Origin of the sequence: Tenuifilum thalassicum (assembly GCF_013265555.1) — a bacterium.
GTDB lineage: Bacteria > Bacteroidota > Bacteroidia > Bacteroidales > Tenuifilaceae > Tenuifilum > Tenuifilum thalassicum.
Genome location: NZ_CP041345.1, coordinates 1,666,429 through 1,679,503, shown reverse-complemented (window position 1 = coordinate 1,679,503; position 13,075 = coordinate 1,666,429). Strand labels below are relative to the sequence as shown.

Annotated in this window: 13 protein-coding genes; 12 read left to right on the top strand and 1 reads right to left on the bottom strand. The window is 36.5% G+C overall.

The window, feature by feature from the left end; translation table 11 throughout:
* Window positions 1–33 precede the first annotated feature (33 nt).
* The 5 genes from FHG85_RS07015 (at window position 34) to FHG85_RS06995 (ending at window position 5,879) form a co-directional block, all read left to right on the top strand.
* Window positions 34–867, top strand: a complete 834-nt coding sequence (locus FHG85_RS07015; protein WP_173074359.1) for a GLPGLI family protein — start codon at window positions 34–36, stop codon at window positions 865–867.
* A gap of 75 nt (window positions 868–942) precedes the next feature.
* The gene (locus tag FHG85_RS07010; protein ID WP_173074357.1) at window positions 943–1,773 is read left to right on the top strand and encodes a GLPGLI family protein; all 831 of its coding nucleotides are present in this window, start codon (window positions 943–945) and stop codon (window positions 1,771–1,773) included.
* Between the two features lie 303 nt (window positions 1,774–2,076).
* Window positions 2,077–2,319 carry a hypothetical protein gene (locus FHG85_RS07005; RefSeq protein ID WP_173074355.1) on the top strand — a complete coding sequence of 81 codons (243 nt, stop codon included), beginning with the start codon at window positions 2,077–2,079 and terminating at the stop codon, window positions 2,317–2,319.
* Between the two features lie 62 nt (window positions 2,320–2,381).
* Window positions 2,382–3,212 (top strand): GLPGLI family protein, encoded by an 831-nt coding sequence (locus FHG85_RS07000; protein WP_173074353.1) that lies wholly within the window; start codon window positions 2,382–2,384, stop codon window positions 3,210–3,212.
* A gap of 3 nt (window positions 3,213–3,215) precedes the next feature.
* On the top strand, window positions 3,216–5,879 hold the full coding sequence (locus tag FHG85_RS06995) for a carboxypeptidase-like regulatory domain-containing protein (protein WP_173074351.1): 2,664 nt from the start codon (window positions 3,216–3,218) through the stop codon (window positions 5,877–5,879).
* A gap of 131 nt (window positions 5,880–6,010) precedes the next feature.
* Here the strand turns inward: FHG85_RS06995 and truA are convergent, their stop codons facing one another.
* Entirely contained in the window at window positions 6,011–6,763 is a 753-nt protein-coding gene (truA, locus tag FHG85_RS06990) for a tRNA pseudouridine(38-40) synthase TruA (protein ID WP_173074349.1), read from the bottom strand.
* A gap of 215 nt (window positions 6,764–6,978) precedes the next feature.
* Between truA and FHG85_RS06985 the strand changes: the two genes are divergently transcribed.
* The 7 genes from FHG85_RS06985 to FHG85_RS06955 are packed head-to-tail and all read left to right on the top strand — an operon-like array spanning window position 6,979 to window position 13,073.
* Window positions 6,979–7,980 (top strand): AAA family ATPase, encoded by a 1,002-nt coding sequence (locus tag FHG85_RS06985; RefSeq protein WP_173074347.1) that lies wholly within the window; start codon window positions 6,979–6,981, stop codon window positions 7,978–7,980.
* A gap of 5 nt (window positions 7,981–7,985) precedes the next feature.
* Entirely contained in the window at window positions 7,986–8,402 is a 417-nt protein-coding gene (locus tag FHG85_RS06980; RefSeq protein WP_173074345.1) for a hypothetical protein, read from the top strand.
* Between the two features lie 11 nt (window positions 8,403–8,413).
* Window positions 8,414–9,304, top strand: a complete 891-nt coding sequence (locus tag FHG85_RS06975) for a DUF58 domain-containing protein (protein ID WP_173074343.1) — start codon at window positions 8,414–8,416, stop codon at window positions 9,302–9,304.
* A complete protein-coding gene (locus FHG85_RS06970) occupies window positions 9,301–10,290 on the top strand; it encodes a hypothetical protein (protein WP_173074341.1) in 990 nt (329 codons plus the stop codon). The genes FHG85_RS06975 and FHG85_RS06970 overlap by 4 nt, the downstream gene beginning before the upstream one ends.
* Before the next feature lie 6 nt (window positions 10,291–10,296).
* Window positions 10,297–11,286, top strand: coding sequence for a vWA domain-containing protein (locus FHG85_RS06965; RefSeq protein ID WP_173074339.1), 990 nt, complete (start codon window positions 10,297–10,299; stop codon window positions 11,284–11,286).
* Window positions 11,287–11,298: 12 nt separating this feature from the next.
* On the top strand, window positions 11,299–12,342 hold the full coding sequence (locus tag FHG85_RS06960) for a vWA domain-containing protein (protein ID WP_173074337.1): 1,044 nt from the start codon (window positions 11,299–11,301) through the stop codon (window positions 12,340–12,342).
* Complete coding sequence (locus FHG85_RS06955) at window positions 12,339–13,073, top strand: tetratricopeptide repeat protein (RefSeq protein ID WP_173074335.1); 735 nt, start codon at window positions 12,339–12,341, stop codon at window positions 13,071–13,073. Before FHG85_RS06960 ends, FHG85_RS06955 begins: the two co-directional genes overlap by 4 nt.
* The last annotated feature ends 2 nt before the right edge of the window (window positions 13,074–13,075 follow it).

Below are 13,075 nucleotides of genomic sequence, written 5' to 3'. Positions count from 1 at the left end.
TATTTCTGGCTACTTATTTAAAATTATTTTAATATGAAACGGTTTATTGTATTTCTTCTTGTTTATCTATCAGTAGGATTATGTCTATGCCAGGAGGTTATTGATGTGGCTAAGTTTAGCGTAAAGTATAAATACACATTCTATCCTGACTCTAACAGGACAACAGGTGCAGCAGTATCAGATATGATATTACAGGTAGGAAGTAATGTTTCAAGGTTTTCTGAACAGGTGGACGTGTTCTCCGATTCATTACTATATTTTTATCCAAGTGATAGAACAAAATTTCAGAAAATAAACGATTTTTATAATTCTCATGGGAGCCACATTTTTTCAACATTTAAGATTTACAAGGATTTTCCAAATAAAGGAGATATTTATTTTTTAACACATCGAGGAAGCAAGGTTCATTATGCTGTTCTTGAAAAAGATGAGAATATGAATTGGAAACTTGATAATAATTCCGATACTATTATCCTAGGTTTTAGTTGCAAAAAGGCATTCACAAAATTTAGAGGACGCGAGTATATCGCATGGTACACAAGTGATATTCCAATAAATGATGGTCCCTATAAATTCAGAGGGTTACCAGGTCTAATTGTGCTAATCTACGATAAAAAAAATCACCACAGGTTTGAAATTACTGAATTAAACGAAAATAGTGCAAACACACCTATTTTTATTGAATCAGATTTAAACAAGTATAAGGAGCTCACTCCAAAAGAGTTTGTAGATGTTTTCTATGCAGAAAATATGAATTTTTTAAATCGAGTAAAGAAAGGAGAAATTGCCATACAACTTAGCAAAGAGCAACAAATAAAATTGCTTAGGAAGTTTAAAACAAGAAATAACTTTATAGAAAGGTTTTAGCAAATGGAACGCAGTAAACGTATTCTTTGTACAGGTTCAGGTTGATATGTACTATAAATAAAAAAAGAGATACCCATGAGAAGTTTTTTAGTTTTATTGTACACAATTCTATCTGTAGCGCTATGTTATGGTCAGCACGTAATTGATACTGCCAAATTAAATGCAAAATACAAGTATACCTTTTATCCCGATTCCAATAGGACAACAGGTGCTGTGGTTTCGGATATGATTTTACAGATTGGAAATAATTTGTCACGATTTACTGAGTATACAAATGTATTAACAGATTCTTTAACTTACTACTATCCAGATGATCGTTCCATATTTCAAAAAATGAATGATATTTATAATGCCTACGCCAATCACACTTTTTCTAATTTTAGCATTTATAAAGATTTTCCAAGTAAAGGTAATGTCTATTTTTTAACAAGTAGAGGTCGTAAAATAAACTTTTCAGTAGTAGATAAAGAGAAAATTTACTGGATACTCGACAATAAATCGGATACGTTAATACTAGGCTACAGTTGCAAAAAGGCATATGCATCGTTCCGGGGACGAAAATATATTGCATGGTATACAACCGAAATTCCAATAAACGATGGCCCCTACAAATTCAGGGGGCTACCTGGACTGATTGTGCTAATCCACGACAGGCAAGATCTTCATAGGTTTGAAATAGCTGAAGTAACCGAGAATAGCGAAAACACACCTATCTTTATTACATCTGATTTAAGTAAATATAAGGAGTTAACCCCCATGGAGTTTGTCGAGGTTTTCTATGCAGAAAACATGAATTTTTTAAACCGTGTAAAGAAAGGAGAAATTCCTGTACAGCTGAGCAAAGAGGAGCAGATAAAACTGCTAAAGAAATTTAAGTCCTGGAATAATTTCATAGAAAAATTCTGATCAAATGGGTTTTCCTGTTAAAGCCACACATAGCCTACACCTTTTAATAATAAGTACCTAAGCGGGTTGTTTGTGTCATAAAATACAGAATAATTATACATATGTTAATCGCTACTTTTTATTTAACGATTAAACGAAGTGTAATGTTATACAATATATAACATTATGTTATAAAACATGTATTAAAAATTGATTTGTGTTTGATTTTTTTTTTTTTTTTTTTGTAATGTTTTTGAAGGGCCAATCAAAAACTGCCCACCCCCTCAAGGGTAATAGTTTGAGGGATTAAAAAACGTAACGATTATGAAAAAAGTAGCTAAATTATTCTTTGTTGCAATTCTATTCGGTATGGCAATACTACCTTTAGGTAGCGCTAATGCGGAAGGAAAAGATGAGCTAAAAAAGGATACCGCTCGTGAGGATAATTGCGATTTAGTAATTCTCAAATGTGCCAATGGTAATGGGACCTACCTTCTACTCTGCGGAACAAAGGCAGAGAAAGATAAGGATTTTTCTGATGTAAGAGAGGCAATCTGTGGTTCGTAATTTTATTTTATAAGTAGCTGGAAAATAATTTTCTGGCTACTTATTTTACTAAAAATTTTGATATGAAGCGGTTTATTGTGTTACTAATAGCATTTCAATCTATAGGGGTATGTTTTAGCCAGGAAGTTATCGATATGGCTAAATTCAGCGTAAAATATAAGTACATCTTCTACCCTGATTCCAATAGGACAACAGGGGTAGTAGTTACAGATATGATATTGCAGGTAGGAAGAGGTATTTCTAGGTTTTCACAATTAACTTCCGTTCTTTCTGATTCATTATACTATTTTTGCCCAGAGGATAGGACTGTATTTCAGAAAATTAACGATTTATATAACGCACATGGTGGTCATGTTTTTTCAAGGTACAACATATACAAAAATTACCCACGTAAAGGTGACATTTATTTTTTAGCACACAGGGGTAGTGAAAAGCTGTTTTCAGTGCTGGATAATGAAAGGATAGAATGGGTGCTTGATACTAAATCCGACACCGTAATTCTAGGTTTTAGCTGCAAAAAGGCTTCCACAAAATTTAGAGGACGCGAGTATATCGCTTGGTACACTAGCGAAATTCCAATAAACGATGGACCCTATAAATTCAGGGGGCTACCTGGACTGATTGTGCTAATCCATGATAGGCAAGATCTTCACAGGTTTGAAATAGCTGAAGTGACCGAAAACAGTGTAAACACACCGATCTTTATTGAATCTGATTTAAGTAGGTATAAGGAGTTAACCCCAAAGGAGTTTGTGGAAGTTTTCTATGCAGAAAACATGAATTTTTTAAACCGTGTAAAGAAAGGAGAAATTCCTGTACAGTTGAGCAAAGAGGATCAGATACAATTGCTAAAGAAATTTAGGTCCTGGAATAATTTCATAGAAAAGTTTTAACAAATGAAAGCCTTTAAGTCACCATTATTTTATATTGTATTGTTTGTTTCTTCAACTCTTGGGCTAGAAGCACAGGTACAAGTAAAAGGAAGAGTTCTTGACACAAAGGGGCAGCCTGTTGAGGGAGCAAGTATTACGCTTTCACCCCTTAACGATAACAGCTCAATTATTGCTTACACTTTCTCTAATACCGATGGTACTTTCACGTTAAAGCTAAATAAAAACTACCAAACTGTTTTATTGGCCATTAGGTGCTTAGGCTATCATGATGTTAGCCGCGTAATAAACCTTACAAAAAGGGAGGTGCTGGTTTTTACGCTCGAAGAAAAGAAAATGTATATTCAAGAAGTAATAGTGAAAAGTAAGCCTATAAAGCAACAAGGCGATACTATCAAGTATTTGGTAAGCTCTTTTGCCAAAGGAAAAGACTTTTCCATAGGCGATGTTTTAAAAAACATGCCAGGGTTCCAAGTAGAAAGTGATGGGACTGTTTATTATGAGGGCAAACCCATTCAAAAGTACTATATCGAGGGGTTGGATTTAATGGGTGGTGGTTATAACGTAGTAAACAAAAACCTACCCCATAAATCCGTTGGCGCAGTTGAAGTGCTTAAACGGCATCAACCAATAAAGATTCTCGAGAATGTGATTCCAAGCAATGCAACCGCCATAAACCTAAAACTCAAAAATAATATAGCTGTAACTGGTAGCATGAATCTGGGAGCGGGTTATGAGCCATATCTTTACGATGTAAATGTAACGCCCATGTTGTTTAAAAAGAATGAGCAGCTGGTTTTTACTGGTCAAGCAAATAATGTTGGAAAAGAACTCGAAAGCCAGTTTAATATAATTGAAATTACAAATAATGTAATTTCCGGTTTCGATGCACTAAAACCAAGGTATGTTAGTGTTTCACATGTCCTATCCCCTTCAATAAATATGGAGAGATACTACGATAACAACTCAAAGTTTGCATCATTAAAGTATCTGGTTAAGCTAAACGATAAATGGGAGGCAAAATTTGATGTTAACTACTACAGCGATATTAGCTATAGGAAGGGAACTATTAACAAAACATATTTCTTTGCCGACACTTCTGTAAACTTCTATGAGGCAACATATAATAAGTTAAAGAGTAACAGTTTGAGAATTGGGTCACGTTTGACTCAAAACTCTAAAAAGTTATACCTTAATTCAATTACAAATTATACCAGGTATTGGAATGACGACTACTCTAGTATAGATGGAAATAGCCCATTTATGGAAAAAGCTAGTTATCCTAGCTACATATTTTCAAATACAAATGATGTAGTTTTTAAGCATCGAAACAATTTTCATCAATTATTTTCAAACATAAATTATTTAAATACAACTCAAGATCTAATCATATCACCAGGGGCTTTTACTGGTTTGCTAAACGATAGCTTACCTTACGAGTCGTCTACCCAAAAGATTGCCACCAATCGCTTAAAAATCGATGCTTTTTATAAGCTGGGTTCTGTTCTTGGGAAATGGGTTTTGGAACTAACCCCCCTTGTTAATGTTGAAAAAGGACAGATTTTTACCAATATCTATAAGGACGACCAATTAGTGGATGTCGACTCGTTTAAAAGCGATAAATCGTGGCTCATACTTAAACCAGGAATTAAACCTAGCTTACTTTTTAAAAATGGATCATTGAATGTGAATTTTGGTTTTCCTGTATATAGTCGTTATGTATCCGAAAGCAATATTTCATATGAGAATAGCAAACCCAACCCCCTTACCACCTTTGAGCCCTATGTAAACTTTAAATACAAAATTAGTGCAACTTGGACTGCAAACATGGTGCTTAGCTATACCCAAAGTGTAAGTGATCCTGGTGATATTACAAATGGGTATGTAATAAAATCACATAGGCTTATATTGCGAAACAACTACTTCAGATATGGTCGAAATGGCTATATTAGGGCTGAACTATCCTATTCTAACCCATTATCAGGCATTGGGTTTAATATAGATTATCGCAAAAGGTATGCAGTTAACGATTATATAAAAGATAAACGATTGCTCGAAAATGGACTGCTGAGCTATACGTATAAGCGGCTTGACAACATATCGGAATCAGATAATTTCAAAGCTAGTTTTTCATATTTCTTTTCCGAATTGCTATCAAATATTAATTTAGAATACAACTTTTATCGTAATGTGAGTGATGAGCTGTTATCGGGCTCAATTTATAAGGCATTCAATTACTGGAACTCTATTAAAAGTTTAGTCAATTTGAGTTTTATTGATAATTTTGAGTTTGAATATAGCACCAAACTCGATTTTATTAACTCTTCTTTAAATAGCTTTAAGTCAGAAAGTAGATACCTGTCTCATAAGTTCGATATTCTGTACTATACTAAGAAAAATATCTATTTTGGAATAGAATCGGAGTACTATAAATTTAATAATTTCAATAATTCCAAGAGCGAATCAGTTTTTCTTAATGCATTTCTGAATGTGGAGCTAGGGAACGGACGTTATATTCTTAACTTTACCTGTAATAATTTGTTAGACGCTAGGTCGTTTGATGTTTATGCTACCGATCAAAATATGATAACTTATAGCTCTGTACTTTTACGCCCTCGTTCGTTTATTGTCTCCCTAAAAATGCCCCTAATGCCTTCGAAACAGAACTAATTCATTTTTTACATTTCTAGATCCATTCTTAAAAGTGACTAAGGGTTAGAAAATACTTGTAATAGTTGATTGTGCCCTTTCTAATAAACTTTGTGAGTTTTGTTTAAAGATTTGATTTATCGGTTTCTGCTTTAGAAAAACACTTTCTCAGGATACTCAACCTTAGTAAAAAATAACCCTTCGGCTGGTGCGCTCGTACCGGCCAATTTTCTATCTCGTTGCTCTATTATTTGCGCAAATTCTTCGGGTGTGATTTTTCCCCTTCCTACATCAATCAATGTTCCAACAATGGCTCGCACCATATTCCTAAGAAATCGGTTGGCTTCAATGTTAAACATCAAAATGTTACCATTAACCTGCCAATCTGCTTTATAGATTTCACAGTTATTGGTTTTATTATCGGACCCAACCTTGCTAAAACTTGTGAAATCGGAATAGTTGAATAGTTGCTGAGCAGCCAGCTGCATGTTTTCAATGTTAAGCTTTGCATCGTATTGCCACGACAAACCTAATAGGAAGGGATCTTTACTCCTGCTTATTACATACTCATAGCCCCTTAATGTTGCGTCGAAACGGGCATTCGCATCTGGTTTTACCTTCCTAATTCTATGAATTACAATATCATGGGGAAGAATGCGATTCATGCTATGTAAAAACCTAGAATTATTATCGAGATTATCAATTTCGCTGTCGAAATGGGCAACGTAATTCTTAGCATGGACACCCGTATCGGTCCGGCCTGCACCTACCGTTTTAACTTCGTGCTTTAGCAGGATGCTCAAAGCATTGTTAACCAGCTCCTGTACGCTTACAGCATTGTTCTGAACCTGCCACCCGTGGTAGTTTGTCCCTTTATATGATAGGTATATGAAATATCTTGTCATTTCAATGGTTTGATTCAATGTTTGTTGAGTTTGAAAATATAAACTTTAATTTTAGTCAAAAAAAATGAATATTAAAATATCCTACAGCCCTTTAACTACCTTTATTACAGAATAATTTTCCTTTAACCTAAATTAACATCGATTAGGGCTATTTATTATCATATTTGCAAATAGAGTAATGCAAAAGGTTAAACAAATTTTAAAATATAAACCCTATGGACGTACAATCTACTGTTGATATCAAAGAGTTAAACGAGCGAATAAGGCTTGAGAGTTCCTTTGTTGATATCATCAACATGGAGATGGGCAAGGTAATTGTTGGTCAAAAGCACTTAGTTGAATCGCTTTTAGTTGGCCTGCTTGCCGATGGGCACATCCTGCTTGAAGGAGTACCTGGTTTGGCTAAAACACTTGCCATTAACACCCTTGCCAATATAATAGATGTTAAGTTTAACCGTATTCAGTTTACCCCCGATTTGCTTCCAGCCGATTTGATAGGTACTCTTATTTATAGCCCCAAATCGGAGCAATTCATTGTGAAGAAAGGGCCTATCTTTTCAAACTTCATTCTTGCCGATGAGATAAACCGTGCCCCAGCAAAGGTTCAAAGCGCTCTGCTTGAGGCTATGCAGGAGCGTCAGGTTACCATTGGCGATGAAACCTACAAGCTGGAAGAGCCATTCCTTGTACTGGCCACCCAAAACCCCATTGAACAGGAAGGAACCTATCCTTTGCCCGAAGCTCAGGTTGACCGATTCATGCTTAAAGTTAAAATTGATTATCCAAAACTTGAAGAGGAACGCCAAATAATGCGCGAGAACCTTGCAATGCAGTTTCCAAAAGCCGAGAAGGTTCTTAAACCATCCGATATTATTAAAGCTCGTGAGGTGGTGCACGAGGTATATATGGATGAAAAAATTGAGAAGTATATACTTGACATTGTGTTCGCCACTCGTTTCCCCCAGAAATATAACCTTGAGCGCTTTGAACCAATGATCTCTTACGGCGCTTCGCCTCGTGCAACTATTAGTCTAGGTCAAGCTTCAAAAGCATACGCATTTATTAAACGTCGCGGTTATGTTATTCCTGAAGACGTTAGGGCCGTCTGCTACGATGTGCTTCGCCATCGTATTGGTTTAACCTATGAGGCCGAAGCTGAAAATATAACATCCGAAGATATTATTACCGAAATACTTAATACCATTGAGGTACCTTAGTGCTTATGAAAAAGCTTGCTATTTATCTTTTAATGCCTATCACTTTGCTTTTGAGCCTATCGCTATGTGCTCAAAACTATATAGGAATTCATAAAGATGAAATAGTAAAGCGCTTACCAAAAGAGTATAAAGGGTTCTTTTACGAAAAAGAGGTTAGGGTTGATGACCGTGGTTTTATTAAATTCGTTAACACTTTAGATGAACAAACAGTTCTTTGCATGATCGATTCTAAAGGAGTTTGCACTGCTGTTTCAAGGATGTACAATACCTGGCTTTACGATGAAGTGGTTAACGAATTGAATTCAAAGTTTCAACCCTATGGTAAAAATAAGTGGTTAGAAGATATTGATGGTAGGAAGTTTACATATACATTAATTAAAGGTAAATGGTTTCTTACCATTACTATCAGATCCCAAAAATAAAACATTAAACTGTGGAAACTTCGGAACTGCTTAAGAGAGTTCGTAGAATCGAGATAAAGACAAGGGGATTAACCCGTCAAATTTTCGCAGGCCAGTACCATAGTGCTTTTAAAGGGCGAGGTATGGCTTTTAGTGAGGTACGTGAATATCGTTATGGCGATGATATTCGGAATATCGATTGGAACGTAACCGCACGGTATAACCAGCCCTACGTTAAGGTATTTGAGGAGGAGCGTGAGCTAACGGTTATGCTCCTTATCGATGTGAGCGGTTCTCAGAACTTTGGCTCTGCACATAATTTCAAACGACATGTTATTGCCGAGGTTGCTGCCGTTTTGGCCTTTTCTGCTATCCAAAATAACGATAAAATAGGTGTTATCCTTTTCTCCGACCGTGTCGAAAAGTTTATTCCTCCCCAAAAGGGACGTAAGCATACCCTACGTATTATAAGCGAGGTGCTTAACTTTCAGCCTCAAGGTAGAGAAACCAACCTGGCCGAAGCACTACGGTTCCTAACCAATGCTATCAAAAAACGCTCAACTGCCTTTGTGCTAAGCGACTTCATCGACTTTGATTCAGAAACTGAGCAACCCAGATTCTCCGAAGCCATTACAATAGCAAATAACAAACATGATGTTGTGGGGATAAGAGTTTATGACTTTAGGGAAACACAGTTCCCTCAGGTTGGTTTGTTAAGAGTAAAAGATGCTGAAACCGGTAAGGATATTTGGGTCGATAGCAATAGCTACGAAGTGCAGGAAACCTACAAAAAGTGGTGGAATACAACTTCCGAATCGCTCCGACAAACCTTTAACAAGGCTAAAGTTGATTGGGTATCAATTAGAACTGACGTGGACTATGTTAAACCGCTAATTTTACTCTTTAAAAGGAGGGCAAAATGAGACCATTTCAACATATAATTTCCGTTTTTCTTCTTTTTATCCCTTTTTTAGGTAACTCTCAGGTTGAACAGCTTGAGTTTAAATCGTTATTCAATAAAGATTCAATTCTTATTGGCGATAAGGTCGATTTTATTGTAGAAGCAAAGGGAAGAGGTACCTACAGCTTACAAATGCCACCAATCAACGATACGATTCCTGGGGGCTTTGAGTTATTAGGAATGCCATCGAGCGATTCTATACTATCTGGCGATACTCTTATCTATAAGTTAAGGATACCCGTTACCGTTTTTAATCAAGGAATCTTTCGTATCCAGGGACTTCCTGTTCTAATAAAGCATGGGGGCTTTGTTGATACTGCCCTCATTAATTCACCCGGAATACTTGTTAAGCTGGTTGAACCCGATACCACCTTAAATGATATTAAAGATATTAAACCACCTATAAGAGAACCCCTCCATTTTTCCGAAGTTGCTCCATGGGTTGGGTTAGGCCTGCTTATCATCGCCATTTCTGTGCTACTTTATCTTTACATCAGAAGTAAAAAGCAGAATAAGCCATTCCTTAATATTTTTAAGCCAAAGGAACCAGCTCACATTGTAGCTTTACGTGAGCTGAAACTTTTAGAGGAGCAAAAAGAGTGGGCATCGGACAATCCAAAGGATTACTACACCAAACTTGTTGATATCCTTAGAATTTACCTTGAAGACCGCTTTGGTATTAATGCCCCAGAACAAACTACAAGCCAGATACTTGCCGAGGTTGATAGGTTGGAATATAATTTAGATAATTATAAAGAAACCCTTAGAGAACTGCTTTCTACATCCGATTTAGTAAAGTTTGCCAAGCATCTTCCATTAATCGATGAGAATAGGAATTTCCTAACCTTTGCCATTGGTTTTGTAGAGGGAACAAAACCTGTTGAAGATACCGATGAAGTTGAAAGTGATGGGAGTAAAAGTGTAGATTCATCAACAACATCAAACTAAATAATTATGCTTTTAGTTGTTTTTGCTAACCCGAAATTACTCTACCTATTGCTAATAGTGCCTTTTATCGTTTTTTGGTACTTTTATAGGTTGCATAAGTCAAAGGCGCCATTAAGCATTTCGGCAAGCCAACCATTTGAAAAGGCAAAACCTAACATTAAGGTTTATTTAAGGCATATACCCTTTGTGCTGCGAGTAGCAGCAGTTACTCTTGCAATAGTTGCACTTGCGCGTCCTCAATCTACAACAGTTTTACAAAATGTTATCACCGAAGGTATCGACATTGTGCTTTCAATCGATGTGTCGGGAAGTATGTTGGCACGCGATTTTAAACCCGATAGGCTTGAGGCTGCCAAAAACTTAGGTATTAAGTTCATAAGTGGACGTAAGAATGATAGGCTTGGGCTTGTGATTTTTGCAGGCGAAAGTTTTACTCTTTGTCCGCTTACTACCGATAGGGCAACTCTAATTAACCAATTTCGTGCCATAGAGCCTAACATTTTAGAAGATGGTACGGCCATTGGCTCTGGGCTCTCAACTGCCATTTCACGTTTAAAGGATAGCAAATCAAAGAGCAAGGTGGTAATACTACTTACCGACGGAGTAAATAATCGTGGAGAAATTGCTCCAATGACAGCTGCTGAAATGGCTAAAACATTTGGAATAAGAGTATATACCATTGGTGTAGGAACCTATGGAACTGCTCCTTATCCTGTTCAAACACCTTTTGGAACAAGATACCAGGATATGAAGGTTGAGATAGATGAGGCTTTGCTTAAGGATATTGCCCAAATGACAGGAGGTGAGTATTTTAGAGCCACCAATAATAAGGCTCTAGAGGAGGTTTATAGTAAGATTGATAAACTAGAAAAGTCCAAGATTGAAACAAACGAATACACCAAAAGGGAGGAGCTCTTTAGAAAGTGGCTTCTTTACTCATTTGTACTGTTGGTTGCTGAATTTGTTTTACGTAGAACCTATTTGCTTGGAATTTAAAAAATGTAAGGTATGTTTAGATTCTCAAATCCAGAATATTTTTACCTTTTACTACTAATCCCTGCATTTGCAGTCCTTTCTTGGTTTACTGTGAAAAGGCAAAAAAAGTGGATAACCATTTTTGGGGAGTACAAAACAGTACTTAAACTTCTTCCTGAATTGTCGTTTCGCAGGATATGGACAAAGTTTACTTTATTAAGCATAGCATTTTTCTTAATAATCGTATCGCTAGCAGGACCCCAGGTAGGAGCAAAACTTACTGAGGTTAAACGTAAGGGCATGGAGATGATTATTGCCCTTGATGTTTCAAATAGCATGCTTGCCGAAGATATCAAACCCAACAGGATAGAGAGAGCGAAACAGGCTATTTCTCAGCTAATTGAAAAGTTTCAGGAGGATAGAATCGGACTTATTGTTTTTGCTGGCGATGCTTATGTGCAGCTTCCTGTAACTAACGATTATGCTTCAGCAAAATTATTTTTATCATCGGTTAGCCCTGGTATGGTTCCTAAACAGGGAACTGCAATAGGACGTGCCATAGAACTGGCAGCCAATTCATTCACTCCAAATTCAAACACAGGTAAGGCTATTATTGTAATATCCGATGGTGAGAATCATATAGATGATCCTGTTGAAATTGCCAAACAGGCTGCCGAGAATGGAATCCAAATCTATACTATTGGAATCGGTTCTCCCGAAGGTGCTCCCATTCCCATTGGAAATAGTCGAGATTTCCTAAAAGATTCCGAAGGCGAGGTTGTTATTACCCGCTTGGATGAGGAAACGCTTACAAAAGTTGCCATTACTGGAAATGGAAAGTATGTCCGGGCAACAAATGCAAGTTTTGGATTGATGCCTATTTACGAGTCCCTAAAGAATGTCGACCGTAAGGAGATTAAGGATAAGATTTATTCGGAATACGAAGAGCAATATCAATATATTTTAGCTATTGCAATTGTGCTCATTTTGGTCGAATTACTTATACTTGACCGTAAAACTAAGTTGCTTTCAAAGGTGAATCTATTTGGGGTTGATAAAAACGTTCAAAAGTCATGAAGCGTATTTTACTCTTTGGAATTACTATATTTTTAATTAATAATAACCTGAATGCTCAGAGCGAGCATAAGCTGATACGCCGTGGAAATAAAGCCTTCGAAAAAAATGATTATTTGGAATCGGAAGTGCAGTATCGCCAAGCCTTAGAAAAAAATAAGCATTCGTTTAAGGCTAATTTTAATCTTGCCGACGCTCTTTACAAACAGAATAAACATGAGGAATCCCTTTCAGCTATTGATGGGATAAACCTTTCTGGACTTTCCGATTTAGAGAAATCGATGGTTTACTACAATAAGGGGAATGCCCTTTTCAAGCAAAAGAAGCTGAAGGAGTCCATCGAGGCCTATAAAAAGGCTATAAAATATAATCCTGATGATATGGACGCTAAGTATAACCTGTCGTTAGCGCTAAGAATGATGCAACAGCAGCAACAACAGAACAATCAGCAAAATAATAAGCAGGATAATAAGGATAATAAGGACAAGAAAGACAACAAGGAGGATCAAAACAAGGATAAAAAGGATAAGAACGATAACGATAAGAAAAACGACCAACAACAAAACCAGGATCAAAATAAAGAGGATAAACAGCAGCAGCAACAACCTAAAATATCAAAGGAAGATGCTGAACGTATGCTTCAAGCATTGCAGCAACGCGAAAAAGAGATTCAGGATAAAATAAAGAAGAAGCAAGCCAAGCCTGTTTCTGGTGCTACAATTAAAAACTGGTAGGA